Source organism: Deinococcus humi, assembly GCF_014201875.1.
Lineage (GTDB): Bacteria > Deinococcota > Deinococci > Deinococcales > Deinococcaceae > Deinococcus > Deinococcus humi.
Genome location: NZ_JACHFL010000004.1, coordinates 177,231 through 193,250, shown reverse-complemented (window position 1 = coordinate 193,250; position 16,020 = coordinate 177,231). Strand labels below are relative to the sequence as shown.

The 16,020-nt window shown below is 64.3% G+C and carries 18 protein-coding genes; 7 read left to right on the top strand and 11 right to left on the bottom strand.

Going from position 1 to position 16,020, the window contains the following annotated elements; genetic code table 11:
• Positions 1 to 19: 19 nt before the first annotated feature.
• Together HNQ08_RS09920 and HNQ08_RS09915 are read left to right on the top strand one after the other, a co-directional pair.
• Positions 20 to 916, top strand: coding sequence for a lysophospholipid acyltransferase family protein (locus tag HNQ08_RS09920; RefSeq protein ID WP_229789845.1), 897 nt, complete (start codon positions 20 to 22; stop codon positions 914 to 916).
• 169 nt (positions 917 to 1,085) lie between these two features.
• A complete protein-coding gene (locus HNQ08_RS09915) occupies positions 1,086 to 2,246 on the top strand; it encodes an acyl-CoA dehydrogenase family protein (RefSeq protein ID WP_184130877.1) in 1,161 nt (386 codons plus the stop codon).
• 8 nt (positions 2,247 to 2,254) lie between these two features.
• Here HNQ08_RS09915 and HNQ08_RS09910 read toward each other — a convergent pair whose 3' ends face one another.
• On the bottom strand, positions 2,255 to 2,989 hold the full coding sequence (locus HNQ08_RS09910; protein ID WP_184130873.1) for a sugar phosphate isomerase/epimerase family protein: 735 nt from the start codon (positions 2,987 to 2,989) through the stop codon (positions 2,255 to 2,257).
• A gap of 158 nt (positions 2,990 to 3,147) precedes the next feature.
• Here HNQ08_RS09910 and HNQ08_RS09905 point away from each other — a divergent pair, with 158 nt between their 5' ends.
• Positions 3,148 to 4,272 (top strand): Gfo/Idh/MocA family protein, encoded by a 1,125-nt coding sequence (locus tag HNQ08_RS09905; RefSeq protein WP_184130870.1) that lies wholly within the window; start codon positions 3,148 to 3,150, stop codon positions 4,270 to 4,272.
• A gap of 117 nt (positions 4,273 to 4,389) precedes the next feature.
• The gene (locus tag HNQ08_RS09900; RefSeq protein ID WP_184130866.1) at positions 4,390 to 5,322 is read left to right on the top strand and encodes a DNA repair protein; all 933 of its coding nucleotides are present in this window, start codon (positions 4,390 to 4,392) and stop codon (positions 5,320 to 5,322) included.
• Between the two features lie 87 nt (positions 5,323 to 5,409).
• On the opposite strand, the gene glf is transcribed toward HNQ08_RS09900, so the two are convergent.
• Positions 5,410 to 6,579: a UDP-galactopyranose mutase gene (gene glf / locus HNQ08_RS09895; protein ID WP_184130864.1), complete on the bottom strand. Its 1,170-nt coding sequence runs from the start codon at positions 6,577 to 6,579 to the stop codon at positions 5,410 to 5,412.
• Positions 6,572 to 7,732, bottom strand: coding sequence for a glycosyltransferase family 1 protein (locus HNQ08_RS09890; protein ID WP_184130861.1), 1,161 nt, complete (start codon positions 7,730 to 7,732; stop codon positions 6,572 to 6,574). The genes glf and HNQ08_RS09890 overlap by 8 nt, the downstream gene beginning before the upstream one ends.
• A 418-nt stretch (positions 7,733 to 8,150) precedes the next feature.
• On the opposite strand from HNQ08_RS09890, the gene HNQ08_RS09885 reads away from it, so the two are divergent.
• Positions 8,151 to 8,849, top strand: a complete 699-nt coding sequence (locus HNQ08_RS09885; protein ID WP_184130858.1) for a gamma-glutamyl-gamma-aminobutyrate hydrolase family protein — start codon at positions 8,151 to 8,153, stop codon at positions 8,847 to 8,849.
• A 4-nt stretch (positions 8,850 to 8,853) separates the two neighbouring features.
• Here the strand turns inward: HNQ08_RS09885 and HNQ08_RS09880 are convergent, their stop codons facing one another.
• The 8 genes from HNQ08_RS09880 to HNQ08_RS09845 are packed head-to-tail and all read right to left on the bottom strand — an operon-like array spanning position 8,854 to position 14,812.
• On the bottom strand, positions 8,854 to 9,579 hold the full coding sequence (locus HNQ08_RS09880; protein WP_184130855.1) for a histidine phosphatase family protein: 726 nt from the start codon (positions 9,577 to 9,579) through the stop codon (positions 8,854 to 8,856).
• Entirely contained in the window at positions 9,572 to 10,696 is a 1,125-nt protein-coding gene (locus tag HNQ08_RS09875) for a phosphotransferase family protein (protein ID WP_184130852.1), read from the bottom strand. Before HNQ08_RS09875 ends, HNQ08_RS09880 begins: the two co-directional genes overlap by 8 nt.
• On the bottom strand, positions 10,693 to 11,505 hold the full coding sequence (locus HNQ08_RS09870; protein ID WP_184130849.1) for an SDR family oxidoreductase: 813 nt from the start codon (positions 11,503 to 11,505) through the stop codon (positions 10,693 to 10,695). The genes HNQ08_RS09875 and HNQ08_RS09870 overlap by 4 nt, the downstream gene beginning before the upstream one ends.
• A 26-nt stretch (positions 11,506 to 11,531) precedes the next feature.
• Positions 11,532 to 12,794 carry an acyl-CoA dehydrogenase family protein gene (locus tag HNQ08_RS09865; RefSeq protein ID WP_184130846.1) on the bottom strand — a complete coding sequence of 421 codons (1,263 nt, stop codon included), beginning with the start codon at positions 12,792 to 12,794 and terminating at the stop codon, positions 11,532 to 11,534.
• A complete protein-coding gene (locus HNQ08_RS09860) occupies positions 12,791 to 13,153 on the bottom strand; it encodes a hypothetical protein (RefSeq protein WP_229789847.1) in 363 nt (120 codons plus the stop codon). The genes HNQ08_RS09865 and HNQ08_RS09860 overlap by 4 nt, the downstream gene beginning before the upstream one ends.
• On the bottom strand, positions 13,150 to 13,599 hold the full coding sequence (locus tag HNQ08_RS09855; protein ID WP_184130843.1) for a MaoC family dehydratase: 450 nt from the start codon (positions 13,597 to 13,599) through the stop codon (positions 13,150 to 13,152). The genes HNQ08_RS09860 and HNQ08_RS09855 overlap by 4 nt, the downstream gene beginning before the upstream one ends.
• On the bottom strand, positions 13,599 to 14,039 hold the full coding sequence (locus HNQ08_RS09850; RefSeq protein ID WP_229789849.1) for a PaaI family thioesterase: 441 nt from the start codon (positions 14,037 to 14,039) through the stop codon (positions 13,599 to 13,601). The genes HNQ08_RS09855 and HNQ08_RS09850 overlap by 1 nt, the downstream gene beginning before the upstream one ends.
• Positions 14,036 to 14,812, bottom strand: coding sequence for an SDR family oxidoreductase (locus HNQ08_RS09845; RefSeq protein WP_184130840.1), 777 nt, complete (start codon positions 14,810 to 14,812; stop codon positions 14,036 to 14,038). Before HNQ08_RS09845 ends, HNQ08_RS09850 begins: the two co-directional genes overlap by 4 nt.
• A gap of 395 nt (positions 14,813 to 15,207) precedes the next feature.
• Between HNQ08_RS09845 and HNQ08_RS09840 the strand changes: the two genes are divergently transcribed.
• Both HNQ08_RS09840 and HNQ08_RS09835 read left to right on the top strand, forming a co-directional pair.
• Positions 15,208 to 15,567: a response regulator gene (locus HNQ08_RS09840; protein ID WP_184130837.1), complete on the top strand. Its 360-nt coding sequence runs from the start codon at positions 15,208 to 15,210 to the stop codon at positions 15,565 to 15,567.
• 23 nt (positions 15,568 to 15,590) lie between these two features.
• Positions 15,591 to 16,001: a chemotaxis protein CheW gene (locus tag HNQ08_RS09835; protein WP_229789851.1), complete on the top strand. Its 411-nt coding sequence runs from the start codon at positions 15,591 to 15,593 to the stop codon at positions 15,999 to 16,001.
• The last annotated feature ends 19 nt before the right edge of the window (positions 16,002 to 16,020 follow it).

Genomic DNA, 16,020 nt, shown 5'->3' with positions numbered 1-16,020 from the left:
CCCACATCCCGAGGAGCCCTTGATTCCGCCGCCCACGCCACCTCCCGACGAACCGGTTCAGTTGCACTTCGCTCCTCAGGGCCACGCTGCGCAGCTGAAATTTGGTGTGCTGGGTCGCCCATTGATCTGGAGTGCGCTGCGGCGGGCCGGGCGCCTGCCCGAGGCTCTGGACGCTCAGGCGCGCTCTGCATTCCAGCGGCGCTTCAGCAGTCAGGTGCTGGGTCATCTGGGCGTGCAGTTGGAAGTGCGTGGTCTGCGGCATATCGGCGCTGGCCCCTATCTGATCGCGCCATTGCACGAGGGCATCGCCGACGTGTTGTGCCTGCTGCAACTGCCGTTGCCGATGCGTTTCGTGGCCCGGCGAGAGATCTTCGGCTGGCCAGCGGTGGGACCGGCAATCACCCGCCTGGGGCACCTCCCGATTAACCCCGAACACCCGTTGGGCGGCTTCCGCGATCTGTGGCGGGGGGCCGAGGCCATCCTGGGCGGCGGTGAGAGCCTGGTGGTGTTCCCCCAGGGCACCGTGGTGGGCATTCAGGCCGATTTCCAGCGCGGCGTGTTCGAGGTGGCGCGGCGTGTGGGCGCTGCGATCCTGCCCGTCGCGCTCAGCGGCACGCACCGCATCTGGGAACATCCCTTCACGCCCAAGCTGCGCTACGGGCAGCCGGTGGCCCTGACTGTTCTGCCGCCCATTGCCGCCCAGGAGTTGCAGGAGGGCGATCTGGAAACCCTTCGCGTGCGCACCCGCCGCGCCGTGAAAACGGCGGCCCTGGCCCCGTCCTCGCCGTCCCCCCGGTTCTTCGATCCGGACCGGGACGGCTACTGGGACGGCTTTCGCCTCGAGATTGACCCTGATTTTTCCACGCTGGCGCGCAAGATGGAACGTTACCGCGCCGCCGTGCGGGGGAGCGCGTGAAGCGGCCAAGGGCCTGCAGGATCAGCCTGCCACCCTCCGGCCCTGTGGCCAGCTCAGGGAGCGCAACCAGACCATGACATGATCGGCTGGCGTACGCTCGTGCTGGCCCCCCTGTGACAGAATGCGCGGATCCCACGTCCGATTCCGCGTTCTGCCACTGAGGTTTTTCATGATTGACGAATTTGCTGTCCACGAACTTCTGACCCCCGACGAGCGGCTGGTGCGCGAGAGTGTGCGGGCGTACTGCGACGCCGAACTCCTGCCGCAGATCGCCGCGTGGTGGGATGAGGGCAACCTGCCGGTACGGGACGTCATGCGCGGCTTTGGCGGGATGGGCCTGCTGGGGCCGACCACGCCGGAGGAGTACGGCGGTGCGGGCGTGACCTACAGCGCCTACGGCGCGATGATGTACGAGCTGGAGCGGGTGGACAGCGGTCTGCGCAGCGCGGCCAGCGTCCAGGGCAGCCTGGTGATGTACCCGATCCTGACCTTCGGCAGCGACGAACAGAAGCGCCGATGGCTGCCGGGTCTGGCTTCCGGGGAGCTGATCGGCTGCTTCGGCCTGACCGAACCCGACGGCGGCTCGGACCCCGGCGCGATGCGGACGCGTGCCCGCAAGGACGGAGACGAGTACGTCCTGAACGGCAACAAGATGTGGATTACCAACAGTCCTGAAGCCGACGTGGCCGTGGTCTGGGCCAAGGATGAGGAAGGAGTGATCCGGGGCTTCATCGTGCCCACCGACAGCCCTGGCTTCAAGGCCCCGGCGATCAAGCGCAAGATGAGTCTGCGCGCCAGCGTGACGGGCGAGATCGTGCTGGAGGACTGCCGTATTCCTGCCGACAATCTGCTGCCTGGCAGCCAAGGCCTTAAAAGCCCACTGTCATGCCTGACCAGTGCCCGTTTCGGCATTGCCTGGGGTGCGATGGGGGCGCTGGAAGCGGTGTTGCAGACGGCGCTGGACTACACGGTAGACCGCACCACCTTCGGCAAGCCCATCGCCTCACGGCAACTGGTGCAGGACAAGCTGGTCCGCATGGCGACGGACCACAGCACCGGGCTGTTGCTGGCTTGGCGACTGGGCACCCTCAAGGATGCGGGGCGCATGAACTTCGCGCAGGTCAGCTACGCCAAGCGCAACAATGTGCGGGTGGCCCTGTCCGGGGCGCGCCTGGCCCGCGAGATGCTGGGCGGCAATGGCATTACCACCGAGTACCCGGTGATCCGTCACATGTTGAATCTGGAAACCGTGGATACCTACGAGGGCACCCACGACATCCACACCCTGATCGTGGGCCGCCACCTGACCGGACAGGGCGCGCTGGAGTAGGGGTTCGTTTAACTCAGCGTGGCCAGATAGGTCAGGCTGGTCCGGAGACTGTCCAGGCCGTTGGCCTGATCCTGCTCGTAGAACACCGACGCGCCAGCTGGAACGGCGTTCAGGATGGCCGTGAGCGGCACCTCGCCCGCGCCCAGTTCCACGGTTCGCCAGCCTCCAGCCTCCCGGCGCAGGTCCTTCAGGTGGACCAGCGGCGTACGGTCCGCGTAACGGCGTAGATAGTCGACCGGATCTTTCCCGCCCGCATAGACCCAGGCGGTGTCCAGTTCCAGGCCCAGGCTGGGGGCGCGCTCCAGCAGCAGGTCGAGGATGGTCTGGCCGTCCACGCTGCCGCTCAGCTCATGGTCATGGTTGTGGTAGCTGAGGCTGATTCCCTCGGCGGCCAGCCTCTGCGCCAGCCCCTCAAGCTGATCGGCCAGCGCCGTCCACTGCGCCCCCTCGCCCTTGAACCAGGGATACACCGCGCGCGTCACTTGGGCACCTTGCAGGAAGGCGATCTGCTCTTCAGTGTTGCCGGTCCACGCGTCCCCGCCGATGTGGGCTGCGGTGGCCCGCAGCCCTCGTTCGCCCAGGGCCGCGCGCAGGCTGGGGCCGTCCATACCGCCGTATTCGCCGGCCAGCTCGACTTCGGTGATCCCGCTGGCCGCCACTGCGTCCAAGGTTCCGAGAAAATCCTGGGCCAGTTGCTCGCGCAGGGTATACAGTTGCAGGCCGACGGAAACAGGCTGGGTCATGGCAAACCTCTCTGATGGGAGTGCAGGCGTTGTCGTTAGAATCGGGCAGCGGGAGCGGGGAGAGCCAGGGGACACTCTGCCGTCCTCCCGCCCACACTCTACGGTCCAGCATGCCTCGATGCTCCATTCCCCGCTTTTCTCCCCAGAGGTTTCCACACATGACCCACAGCATCGGCATTATCGGCAGCGGCAACATCAGCAGCGCTTACCTGAAGATCGCCCATGAACTGGGGCTGTTCCGGGTGGCCGGCATCACCGATCTGGACCCAGCCCGTGCCCAGGCCCAGGCCAGCGTCCACGGCAGCCGAGCTCTTGGTCTCGATGAACTGCTCTCAGACCCCGAGATTGGGGCCGTGGTCAACCTGACACCCCCTGGCGCACACGCGGCCATGTCGCTGGCGGCCCTGAACGCCGGCAAGCACGTTTACAGTGAGAAACCACTGGCGATCACGCGCGAGGATGGACAGGCCATTCTGGAGGCGGCGCGGACGCAGGGCCTGCGGGTGGGCTGTGCCCCCGATACTTTTCTGGGCGCGGGCCTGCAAACCGCCCGCGAGCTGCTGGACGCAGGCCGCATTGGCCGTCCGGTGGCCGCCACCGCCTTCATGCTGGGGAGCGGACCGGAGAGCTGGCATCCGGACCCCGAATTTTTCTACCAGCCTGGCGCGGGGCCGCTGTTCGACATGGGCCCGTACTACCTAACGGCGCTGGTCAACCTGCTGGGTAGCGTGACGCAGGTGGGGGGAAGCGCTGTCAGTGCCCAGACCGAGCGCATGATCGGCAGCGGGGTCAGGCAGGGCCATCGTGTGCCCGTACAGACTCCCACCCACGTGACCGCCCAGCTGACCTTTGAAGGACAGGAGACCAACGCGCCAGCGAACGGACCGGTGGCTACCTTTATCGCCAGCTTCGACGTGCAGGCCAGCGAGCTGCCGCGCATCGAGATTTACGGCACGGCGGGCACGCTCAGCCTGCCCGATCCCAACACCTTCGGGGGACCATTGCGGGTGCGCGGGGCAGGCGAGGATCACTGGGAGACCATCGAGCTGAGCCGTCCCTTTCAGGACAATGCGCGCGGCATCGGCCTGGCTGACATGCTGGAGGCGGTGGCTCTCGGGGTTCCCCACCGCGCCAGTGGCGAGCTGGCCTACCATGTGCTGGACGTGATGCAAACAGTGCTGGACGCCGCTGCAGCGGAACGCACCCTGCCAGTGCACAGCCGCGTGGATCGGCCCTCCCCCCTGAGCGCCCGCCCGGAGTGGCTGCCTGCGAAGATGGCCTGATGAGGTCACGACGAGGTGGCAGTCAGGCTCCTGACGCCCAGCCAGACGGAGTCCAGAGCATGAGCTGCCAGCGATCAAGGCACAGACAGCACAGCCAAAATGCACTATCATTATGATATGAGCGAAACATCTAGCCGCCAATCCGTCAATCGCCAATCTGGGGGCCGCCGCAAGGAGGGGGCTTCCCCAGCGCCCGATGTGGCCATGCCTGAGGGAAAAACCAGCCAGACGGCATCCGGCGACGTTACTGGATTTCAGCGGCTGCTGACCACAGCCCAGATTGACGCCGATGTCGCCGGGATCGTCGCGGACCCGGCCACCGCCGACGCCCGGCTGACCGCCCTGTTGCGGGAAGCGCTGGACCGCTGGGGCTATGGCCTGCACCATTTGGATCACCGTGCTGTCCTGACGGACGCGGGTGAGCTTCAATTCTTTGCGGGCAAGACCCTGGTGGGGCGTGCAGGTGAGGACGCTGAACATCTTGCCCGCAGTTACGCCAGCCTCAGCGCCCCGAATGCCGACGGTCTGAGTGACTGGAGCGTGCTGGGTGAAGGATACCGGACGCCGATCAAGAGCGCGGCACAACTGCGCGTGCTGATTGAGGACGCGCGTGACTTCGAGACCCTCTGGACCTCCGAGCGCGGCCTGTTCCTGCGCCTCTGGCGGCGCACCGAGAACGGGCAGGAGGTCACGGCCGCCGAGTACGCGCAGCCGGTCAACGCCGCGCAACTGCTGGGCGACGCTGCCTGGGACGCCATTCAGGGCATCAAGGACCGTGCTCTGCAACGCGAACTGATGGAACGCAGCGCAAAGGGCGGTCTGCTGCAGGCCTTCCTGAGCGCGCGACACAAGGACGCCGAGCGCCATCTGGGCAGCCTGCCCGAGACGCACTTCACGGTCCAGAGCAATGTGGTGCGCCTGACCGGGCCAGAGGCGCGTGACTATACCGCTGTCCGCGCCGCGCAGAAAGAATCTGCTGACGGTCTGAGAGCCATGCAGGAGCGCGCCGTCAAGGCGATGGTCGACCTGTTGAGAAGTGACTTGCGCTGATCTGAGCGTTGCTCGCTTATTTCAGGGGCGAGGGTGCGAAGACATTTACAGTCTTCGCACCCCTCGTCCTTTAATCGTACCCAGGCCCTAGACCTGTAGCGGTTCCCCTTCCTTTACGGGCTGATCCTGCAACTTTTTGAAGGTGGTCAGAGCCTGAGCAACCACTTGGTCCATGTTGTAATATCGGTAGGTGGCCAGGCGGCCCACAAAGGTTACGTCGGGCTGTGCCTGCGCAAGCGCTTCATATTTCTTGTACAACTCGGCGTTCTCGGGGCGCGGTACCGGGTAGTACGGATCGCCCTCCGCCTGAGGGTACTCGTATACCACGCTGGTGCGCTCATGGCGCTGGCCGGTGATGTGTTTGAACTCGCTGATACGGGTGTAGGCGTAGTCGTTGGGAAAGTTGACGGTGCCCACAGGCTGGAACTGCGGCATATCGTGCGTCTCGTGTCGGAATTCCAGGCTACGGTAGGGCAGCCTGCCATACTGATATTCGAAAAAGGCATCTACCGGACCGGTGTAAATCAGGTGGTCATGAGGGATCAGATGCAGAATCTCGCGGTAATCGGTGTTGAGCATGACCTTGATGTTGGGGTGGGCCAGCATCGCTTCAAACATGCGGGTATATCCGTGGAGGGGCATGGCCTGATAGGTATCGGCGAAGTAGCGATCATCCCGATTGGTGCGGGTGGGCACGCGTGCGGTGACGCTGGCGTCCAGTTCACTGGGGTCCAGTCCCCACTGCTTACGGGTATACCCCCGGAAGAACTTGTTATATAGATCGCGCCCCACCTTGCCCACCACGACGTCTTCGCTGGTGCGCACCTTCTCGACGGGCTCGGCCACCGAGGCAAAGAACTCCTCGACCTGAAATGCCGTCAGGTTCAACCCATACAGCCGGTTGACGGTGTCAAGATTGATGGGAATCGGCAGTTCTTGGCCGTCCACACTCGCCAGAACACGGTGTTGGTACGGGCGCCACTCGGTAAAGCGCGAGAGATAGGCAAAGACCTCGGCACTATTGGTGTGGAAGATGTGGGGGCCATAGGGGTGAATCAGAATGCCGGCATCGTCGTAGCGGTCATAGGCGTTACCGCCGATATGTGGGCGGCGATCCACGATGAGCACTCGCCGCCCTACGCTCGCCAGCCGCTCGGCCAGCACACTGCCGGCAAAGCCTGCTCCCACGATCAGATAGTCGAACTTGGAGGCTGACCCGCCTGTACGTTCATTCTTTCGGATTGAAGACTCAGTCATCTGAACCTGTCAACAGGGCCGCATGGCTGGAGGTGCGCGTGTGCAGGGTAGCTGGAGCCGCCGCTTCTTCGATCAATTGGGCCATCTCCGACCATGTCAGGTCCCAGGACAGCCCGTTCAGGTATTGGTCAGCTCTGGTCTGGCGATGCTGGCCTGCTTCCGTGCCACGCTCGTCCAGCGCTGCTTGGCAGGCCGCCTCAAACTCTTCAGGAGTGTCCGCAATCCGGGCCAGTTCCAACTGTCCATAAGGGCGGACCACGTCGCAGATGCCTGTTGAGACGACCGGAACACCTGCTGCCAGATACTCGGGAGTCTTGGTGGGACTGATGAACTCGGTGGCATCATTGCGTGCAAAAGGCAAGAGCGCTACATCCCAGTGGGCCAGATAGGCGGGCAGGTCCGCGTAGCCTTTCATACCCAGGTAGTGGAGATTGGCTGCTTGGGGCAGATCAACAGGATCGATTTTGACTACTGGGCCGATCAGAACGAACTGCCATTCAGGACGGCGGCGGGCCACCTCAGCGATCAGCTCGGTGTCAAACCGTTCATCGATGACGCCGTAAAACCCCAGGCGGGGCCGCGCCATTCCTGCCTGATCCGCAGGATCTGCCAGACCGTTGCGTGCCTGTGCGAAATGGCAGACCTCCACGCTGGATGGGAAAGGATGCACGTTGGGATGACGTTCGGACTTGGCCTCGTATAGGCGTTGACCACCAGTGAAGACCACTCCCGCACGGTCAAACAGCTGTGCCTCACGCTGCCGCAATTCAGGGGGGGCACCCTTGAAATTAGCCAGTTCATCCATGCAGTCGTAAACCGTGACGCGCGGACTGAGGCCTACCGTCACAGGCAGCTCCATGGGGGTGTAGACCCAGAGATCGTATTCGATCAGACCCTCGGCTCTCACCAGCTCAGTTAACATCTGCGCAGTTTTTCCCTGAGACTCGTCCGGCGACAGTCCCGCCCGGATTCGGGGCGTGCAAACAATGACGTTGCCCTCACGCCGACGCTCTAAGTGACTGTCGTGCTCACCGAAAATGGGTTCTTCGATGTAATAAACGGTGCGGTCACGGGCTGCTCGGGTTAGCAGATGCTGAGGACGTTGAAAAACAAAGTCCCAGCGCAGATGCGCCAGCACCAGAAGTGCAGGCATGGTGTCCCATAAGGGGCGATTAGGTTGAAGAGATGGTGGCACGGTATGGTTCCCCCCCAGGGTGTGAGCTGCGATGAGTGAGCGGTGCGGACCGTTCAGGTGCCGGTGGCCTATGCGCCGCCAGCGGAAAAGTCCACCCTTAGCGCGCACCCACCTACCACGGTTGCCGGACTATAAGAGGGGGCGTCAGATTTCAATGGTGATGCAGGTCAAAATTGCGTTCCAGATGGACTTTAGCTAAAGAATTCAGGGGTAAATTCTAAATCCAGTGTGAGGTGAGTCCGTCGCCGCTCTCTGCTCTGCAGGGCCTCAGCTTTTCACCGGTACAGGATGTGTGTCTGCAAAGAGGAGAAATGCTCCAGGAAGTTACAGCCCGATCTGCATTCCAGTCTCCAAGCCCAGGCTCTATCCTTGGGCCATGCCTGCACGTCCGCTGATCGGTCTAACCTCCTCACACCTTGCCGACACCGCGCCTCGCACCCATCACGGTTTGTCGCGGCGTTATTCCGAAGCAGTGGAGCAGGTGGGGGGGCTTCCCACCCTACTGCCCAACCTGCCTGATCTGGCCGCCGACTACGCTGCGCAGGTGGACGCGGTCGTGCTCACCGGTGGCGTGGACGTGCATCCACGCCACTTCGGCCAGCACCCCCGGCGTGGCCTGGGCGAGGTGGACGAGGCCCGCGATGCCTTCGAAACCGAGCTGTACCGCGCCGCCCGTGCATTGGGCAAACCCGTGCTGGGCATCTGCCGGGGCGTTCAGATGATCAACGTGCTGGAGGGGGGCACGCTGCATCAGCACTTGCCTGACGTGCAGTGGGCCTGGGCCGACCATGCCCAGCGTGTTCATGCCAGTACGCTGGGCCACGAGGTGACGTTCACGCCGGGCAGTTTGCTGGGAGGGACCCACGGCGACCGCGCGTTGGTCAACTCCTCACATCATCAGGCCATTGATGAAGTGGCGCCGACGTTGCAGGTCACCGCTCTAGCCCCCGATGGCGTCGTTGAGGCGCTGGAGGGAGACGGTGTAATCGGGGTTCAGTGGCATCCTGAAGTGCTTTTTCAGGCGCACCCGCACGCGCTGGGCACCTTTACTGCCTTTATGCGACTGCTCAACTAGAGCGCTACCGCCAGCTTCGCAGTTCGGGTGGCAGGTGGGCCACCTCGTTGAAGGAGTCCAGGCTCAGGCGTCCACCCCCGAACGTGAAGCGGGTCAGGCTTCCGTTGCGGACCCGCCAGTTGAGTCGCAGGGCCGCCGCGTCCGGGGCGTCCAGCGTCAGCGCCACCATCAGGCCGATCACGCCGCCGCTGGTAAAGACAACCACAGAGGAGCCGGAGGGCAGGCGCAGCACATCTCCCAGTGCCGCGTGGACCCGCTGGCGGAAGGTGGCCCAGGCCTCGACTTCCGCGTGGCCCACCCGGCCCTCCTGCCACGCTCCCGCCAGCTGCTCCAGCAGGGGTTGAAAGGAGCGGTTGCGATCCGGCGCATGCCGACGCTCGTGAAACTGCCGGGCAGTGGCGGCAAAGGCGTCGTCCTGAGCGGCCAGCCGCGGCGCGAGTTCGCGGAGCAGCCCATCGCCGTCGTACTCGGCCAGCCGAGTGTCTTCAACGGCATCGGGCCAGGGCGGGGGAGCGTCCGCGTCCACAAAATGAGCCGCATCGGCAGCGATCTGTGCCGTACGGTGTTGCCGGACAAGCGGACCGTGCATGACGTGCGTCGGGGTGAACCCCTCAGTGCTCAGCGCCAGCCCCACCGCCCGCGCCTGCTGCTCGCCCAGTTCAGAGAGGCGGTCCGTATCCTGTTCAAACGGCGTGGCCTGACCGTGGCGGACCAGGATCAACTCACTCATCGGTGGGGTGCACCTCGCCACCATCGCCCATCGCCTCTGCAGAGATTCTCCGCCATGCCTCTAGAATTAGCCACTCGGCCTGCGCGGCCAGAGGCGCGAAACGCGGGTCGCTGGTCTGTCCCGCGCGGTAGCGAGCGAAAATCTGAATCACGATCACCGCCAGCTTGAAATGGCCCAGCACCTCGTACCAGCGTACTGAGTCGCTCGTCACATGACGAGCAGACCGCTGGGCGTAGCGGGCGATGAACTCCTCGCGGTTCAGGAAGCCTGGGAAGTTTGCCCCGATCTCATTTATCCCACGTCCCGGCTGTTCGGGCATGGTCCAGTACGTCAGCGTGAGGCCCAGGTCCACCAGTGGATCACCCACGGTGGTCATTTCCCAGTCCAGCAAGGCCACCACATGCGATGGATCGGCGGGGTCCAGCATCAGATTGTCCAATTTCAGATCGTTGTGAACCAGGGTGTGGGCGGATTCTTCAGGTGTGTGGGCTTCGAGCCACGCGATCACCAGCTCATCACGCAGTTCAGCAGGCGGCGGAAGATCGCCGCTGTCCTTCAAGAGGTCCCGCGCGCGCCGCCAGCGTCCAGCCCAACCGCCTACCTGCCGGGCATTGAAACCCTCGGGCCTGCCGATGGACCGTAGACCAGCTGCATCGATGTCCACGGCGTGCAGGGCGGCCAGCGTGTCGGCCACCGCTTCGGACATCTGGCGGGGTGCGTCCGGCAGGGAGCGGTACTCGGCTGGAATCGTCGTGCGTACCACCAGACCGCGCCGCCGTTCCATCAGATAAAAGGGGGAACCCAGGATCTGTGGGTCCTCTACCAGAAACAGCGGCTGCGGGGCGACGCTCAGCACCGGATGAATCTTTTCCAGCAGGTGATACTCGCGGGCCATGTCATGCGCTCCCTTCGCCACTGGGCCCAGGGGGGCCCTGCGCAGCACGTACTCGCTCTCGCCCATCTGAAGCAGGTAGGTGAGGTTTGAGAAGCCGCCGGGAAACTGTGTCACCTCCAGCGCGTTCAGGTCCCCCTCCACCCGGCCACGCAGGACCTCACGCAAGGTCTCCAGTGGCAACTCCTCGCCGGAACGCACCGCTGAGGTCTCCGGGCGACTCAAGGATGACCCTCGGTGCGCGGCGCTTCTCCGTCCTTGAACGTGTTCCCCCCCTCCAGCAGCGCCATCGCCTTCTTGCGCAGGTGGCGCATCTTGCTGATCCACTCGCCGTAGTTGCCCGCCTTGTTCTGGAAGGACTTCAAGGTGGTGTCGTGGGTGGTGATCAGGAAACCATCGGCGTGAAGCACCTTCAGGGTTTCTTCCACCAGCACGTCGGTGGTGACCGCCGTCTGCTGCAGGATGGGCGCGTTCTGGATCATGGGCGTCCACACGCCCTCCGGGCACAGACACGCCACCTTGATGCCCCGGTCCCCGTAGGTGACGGCCAGCCACTCCGCAAAGGCCAGTGCGGCGTGTTTGGTCACGGCGTAGGGCGCAGAATGCAGCTCAGTCAACAGGCCCGCTGCTGACGCGGTGTTGAGCAAGTAGCCCTCGCCACGCTCAAGCATGTGTGGCAGCAGGTGACGGGCGGCCCAGACATGGGACATCACGTTAACGCGGTGAATCAGGTCCCATACCCTGTCCGGTGTTTCCGGTCCCTCACCAACGGCGATACCGGCGTTGGAACAGAACAGGTCAATCTGGCCTTCCTTGCCCAGCACGTCGTCAATCAATGCCTTGACATCAGCTTCCTGGCCCACATCGGCGGCCACGAACCGTGCGCCGATCTCCTGGGCCTTCTGCGCTCCAACCTCCGCATTGCGGTCCGAGGCGATGACAGTTGCCCCCTCGTGCACGAAGCGGGTGGCGAGGGCCAGCCCGATCCCCGAGGCGGCGCCCGTAATAACGACAGTCTTGTTCTTCAGTTCCATTGACGTTGACTCCTTGATCAGCCCGCTCAGCTGGAAGGCGAGAACACGTTGTCGCGCCCGCGGGCTGCCTCGCCCTGACGGCGCAATTCTTCCTTGGCCACGGTGCCGATGTGCACGATGTCCGGGCCGTCGGCCAGGCGCAGGGTGCGGGCCTGGGCGTACATCATCGCCAGCGGGGTGTCCTGACTGACGCCCGCGCCGCCGAAAACCTGAATGGCGCGGTCAATCACGGCCAGTGCCATGTTCGGGGCCACCACCTTGATGGCCGCGATCTGTCCACGCGCCTCCTTGTTGCCCACGGTGTCCATCATGTGCGCCGCGTTCATGGTCAGCAGGCGCGCTTGATCAATTTCCATGCGACTCTGCGCGATCAGTTCGCGCACATGCTGGTGCGCCGACAACGGTTTGCCAAAGGCGACGCGAGACGAGGCCCGGGCCACCATCAGTTCCAGCGCCCGCTCGGCCTGTCCGATCAGCCGCATGCAGTGGTGGATGCGGCCCGGACCCAGGCGCCCCTGCGCGATCTCGAAGCCCCGTCCCTCGCCCAGCAGCAACGCGGAGGCAGGCACGCGCACGTCCTTGAAGGTCATCTGCGCGTGACCGTGCGGCGCGTCGTCGTAGCCGAAGACGGTCAGCATGCGCTCCCTGGTCACACCCGGCGCGTCCATGGGAATGAGGATCATGCTCTGCTGCAGGTGGCGCTCGGCATTCGGATCGGTCTTTCCCATGAAGATGCTGACCGCGCAGCGGGGATCGCCCGCCCCCGAGGTCCACCACTTCTCACCGTTGATGACGTAGTCCTCGCCGTCTCGCCTGATACTGGACTCGATGTTGGTGGCGTCGCTGGAGGCCACGTCCGGCTCGGTCATCGAAAAGGCGCTGCGGATCTCGCCATTCAGCAGCGGAAAGAGCCACTGTTCCTGCTGCTCGGGCGTGCCGTAGCGGGCCAGAACCTCCATGTTTCCGGTGTCGGGGGCGGCGCAGTTGAACACTTCCGGGGCCCACCACACCTGGCCCATGATCTCGCACAGCGGGGCGTATTCCAAATTGCTCAGGCCAGGTCCAAAGGTGCCGTCCGGGTCGCTGGCCGGGGGCAGGAACAGATTCCACAGCCCGGCCTCGCGCGCTTTGGGCTTCAGCTCGTCGATCAGCGGGAGGTGTTGCCAGCGGTCACCCTCGTTCACCTGTCGGGCAGCCTCGGCGTCGTTGGGGTAGATGTGCTCGTCCATGAAGGCCAGCAGGCGCTGACGCAGGTCACGGGAGCGGTCGGTCACGTCAAATACGGTCATTGGGGTTCCTCCTCGATGTGCAGTGGGCGAAAGCTGGCCCGGTCGCCCTCCACGCTGATCATGGCCTCACGGTGAACACCGCCGCCCTCACGCCGGATCAGCAGATTGAGCGCCAGAATGCGGTCCAGGGTGGCCTCCGCCTGCTCCAGCAGTTCAGGCGAGTCATCGTCGGCCAAACGGGTGGCCAGGGCCGCGTCCTCGTCGAACAGGGCGCGGTACGGTTCGAAGGCGGGCGTCGGCTCGAAGTCGCAGTGAACGGCGAACATCTCAACTTCCCGCAGTGGCATCCGCCCCAACAGGACACCATCGCGTTCCAGCAGGTAGACGGTGGTCCCGCGGGTCGGAGGCGGCTGGTTCACAAATAAACCCGGAAGACACTCTCCGCTGTCGCCGCTGGCCGCTGCTCGCCCTCAATTTCAATCGTGTTCAACACCGTGATCTGTATGAAGCCCGCACCGTGATCGGCGGACTGCAGCACGGCGCGGTTGCGCAGACGGCTACCAGCTTTCACGGGTGAGACGAAGCGCACGCGGTTCAGGCCGTAGTTGACCGTCATCTGCACGCCCTCAATGTCGACAGCGCCGCCGCGGCTCATGAACTCCCCGGCCAGCAGCGACAGCGTCAGGAAGCCGTGGGCAATGGTGGTGCCAAATGGCCCGGCGGCGGCCTGCTGCGGGTCGACGTGGATGAACTGGTGGTCCCCGGTGGCGTCTGCAAAGGCGTCGATGCGTGCCTGATCTACCACCACCCATTCCGAGAGGGCCACCTCCTGCCCGATTCTTGAACTGAGTTCTTCGGGGCGCATCAAGCCTCCCGGCCCACGGGCGCGACGGTGGCAAGGGCGGTGGCGACGTGGGTCTCCATGCCCTGCGAATGGGCATAGACGTCGGCCCGCACGATCACCTGCCGCTTGCCCGCCTTCAGAACCTCGCCCCTGGCCCACAGGACGTCGCCGCGCGCCGCCGCCAAAAAGTTGATCTTGTACTCCGCCGTCACCACGTCGCCGGCCACACTGGCCGCTGCCCAGGCGCTGACGGTGTCGGCCAGATAGCCCAGCACCGCGCCGTGCGCCTGACCGTGGTGCTGGGTCAGTTCGGGGCGCAGATCGATTTCGATCTCCACCCGGCCCGCCTCGAAGTGCCTCAGGCGCGTGCCCATCTGGCGGGTGTAGGCGCTGCCCTCCAGCCCGCGTGCAATGAGCATCCTGGCCTCGGGGCTGTCCAGGCCGCGTTCTGCCTCCGTCATACGATACAGGCCCCACCGTCCACCGCGATGTTCTGGCCGGTCATGAAGGCGCTGGCATCGCTGGAGAGCAGCAGGGCGAGGCCCTTGAGATCCTGATCGCCGCCCAGCCGGTGCATGGGGGTGGACTCCAGGATGGCCTGTTCGCCGTAGGCCAGCGTACCCCGGGTCATCTTGGTGGGAAAGTAGCCGGGGCAGATGCTGTTGACGGTTACGCCCTTGTCGGCCATCTCGGCGGCCAGCGCGCGGGTGAAGTTCACCAGCCCGCCTTTGGAGGTGTTGTACGCCAGCGTGGCGGCCATGCGCGGATCATTGCCCTGCAGCCCGGCGACGCTGGCCACGTTGACAATGCGCCCGCCCCCGTTCGGCAGCATGCAGCGGTTCAGGACACTCTGGGTGATCAGGAAGGTGCCGTTGAGGTTGACGTTCATCACCTTCAGCCACGCGTCCAGCGGGTGTTCGGCGGTGGGCGCACCCCAGGTGGCCCCGGCATTGTTCACCAGGATGTCAATCTTGCCCACCTCGGCCACGATTTTCTCGACGGTGGGGTCGATACTGGCGAAATCGCCCAGATCATTGGCGTAAACGTGGGCCGTGATGCCCATGCTTTTTAGATGGGCGCTGGCCTCGTCAAGCTCGTGTTGCTTGCGGGCGGTCAGCACCACCGTGGCCCCGTACTCGCCCAATGCTTCGGCGATCTGCAGGCCCAGGCCGCGCGAGCCTCCGGTAATCAGGGCAGTCTTGCCACTCAGGTCGAACAGGTCTTTCAGGGCCACTTTTAACCTCCGGGGATGGGGGATTGCGACAGGTTGGACGGAGCGGACAGATCCCAGCATAGGCCGGAATTTACGTGTGCGTCAATTGTGAACGTCTGGGGAGATTTAAACCTGACACGGCATCTTCCAGTGCATAACCGCCCCACAAAACTGAATATCGGCAACGAACGCCCATCTGATGTGAGCTAAGTCATCTCGTCATCGGCGGCGTTTCCAAACTCATCTCGCTGTAAGAATTCTGTGTCGGGCCCCTGCATATCGTTGCCAGCAATGGGCAAAACGTGCAGTGGGAACACAAATGGTTTGGTCCTCTCTGATCGTTCACTCTTCATCGACCCCTTATCGGGATCACCCACGCAGACCGCACAAACCAGCACCCAGAGGAAGGTAACCACATGGCAAAAATTCTGATCGTCGACGACTCCCCCTCCGATATCCGCTTCATGACCGACGCCCTGAAGGGCACCATCCACAGCTGCGTGACCCTAACCGATTCCAAGGCGGCCGAGGCTGCGGTCGAGGCCGAGCGGCCCCAGCTGGCGCTGCTGGACGTGGTGATGCCCGAGCGTAACGGCTACGAGACCCTGCGCGCCCTGAAGCGTCTGCCTGCCGCCGAGGGCATGAAGGTGATCTTCGTGAGCAGCAAGGGTGCGGAGACCGACGTGAAATGGGGCCTGCGACAGGGAGCGGTGGACTACCTGATCAAGCCTTACACCCCCGATCAGCTCCTGAGCCTGATCGCCCGGCACGTCTGACCCTTATGTCGCAGCCTCTGTCCTTGCAACCCTATCTGCTGTTCCGCAGCGGCCCGCGAACGCTGGCCCTGCCCACCCGCCTGGTGAGTCAGGTGGTGCCAATCGGCACCATTGCGCCGCTTCCTGCCACTGGCGGCAGTCTGCTGGGCCTGGCCCCGGCCCAGGGCCGCGCCATTCCGGTGGTCAACCTGTCCGCGCTGCTGGGGGTGGAGGCACCCACGCCCCAGGCAGACGGCAGTCAGCTGGGGCTGCTGTGCGAGGCGGCAGGGGAGACCCTGCTGCTGCCCATTGACGACGTGATCGGCAACGTGAATGCGGAGGTCCAGGAGGGACAGGCGCTGCTGCAAGACGGGCAGTTTGGAGACCACCCGGCGTCGCTGCTGGGGCTGGCGGCCCTGAGTCTGGCGGTTGGCGGACGCCTTCAGTCGGTCTAAATCCAAGAATCACTTCCGC

Excerpts from the sequence above, each read along its gene's own strand:
- HNQ08_RS09915 (WP_184130877.1), top strand. The coding sequence starts at position 1,086 with ATGATTGACGAATTTGCTGTCCACGAACTTCTGACCCCCGACGAGCGG.
- HNQ08_RS09890 (WP_184130861.1), bottom strand. The coding sequence starts at position 7,732 with ATGCCTGCACTTCTGGTGCTGGCGCATCTGCGCTGGGACTTTGTTTTT.
- HNQ08_RS09840 (WP_184130837.1), top strand. The coding sequence starts at position 15,208 with ATGGCAAAAATTCTGATCGTCGACGACTCCCCCTCCGATATCCGCTTC.
- HNQ08_RS09885 (WP_184130858.1), top strand. The coding sequence starts at position 8,151 with ATGCCTGCACGTCCGCTGATCGGTCTAACCTCCTCACACCTTGCCGAC.
- HNQ08_RS09900 (WP_184130866.1), top strand. The coding sequence starts at position 4,390 with ATGAGCGAAACATCTAGCCGCCAATCCGTCAATCGCCAATCTGGGGGC.
- HNQ08_RS09850 (WP_229789849.1), bottom strand. The coding sequence starts at position 14,039 with ATGACGGAGGCAGAACGCGGCCTGGACAGCCCCGAGGCCAGGATGCTC.
- HNQ08_RS09910 (WP_184130873.1), bottom strand. The coding sequence starts at position 2,989 with ATGACCCAGCCTGTTTCCGTCGGCCTGCAACTGTATACCCTGCGCGAG.
- glf (WP_184130864.1), bottom strand. The coding sequence starts at position 6,579 with ATGACTGAGTCTTCAATCCGAAAGAATGAACGTACAGGCGGGTCAGCC.
- HNQ08_RS09855 (WP_184130843.1), bottom strand. The coding sequence starts at position 13,599 with ATGCGCCCCGAAGAACTCAGTTCAAGAATCGGGCAGGAGGTGGCCCTC.
- HNQ08_RS09905 (WP_184130870.1), top strand. The coding sequence starts at position 3,148 with ATGACCCACAGCATCGGCATTATCGGCAGCGGCAACATCAGCAGCGCT.
- HNQ08_RS09870 (WP_184130849.1), bottom strand. The coding sequence starts at position 11,505 with ATGGAACTGAAGAACAAGACTGTCGTTATTACGGGCGCCGCCTCGGGG.
- HNQ08_RS09865 (WP_184130846.1), bottom strand. The coding sequence starts at position 12,794 with ATGACCGTATTTGACGTGACCGACCGCTCCCGTGACCTGCGTCAGCGC.
- HNQ08_RS09880 (WP_184130855.1), bottom strand. The coding sequence starts at position 9,579 with ATGAGTGAGTTGATCCTGGTCCGCCACGGTCAGGCCACGCCGTTTGAA.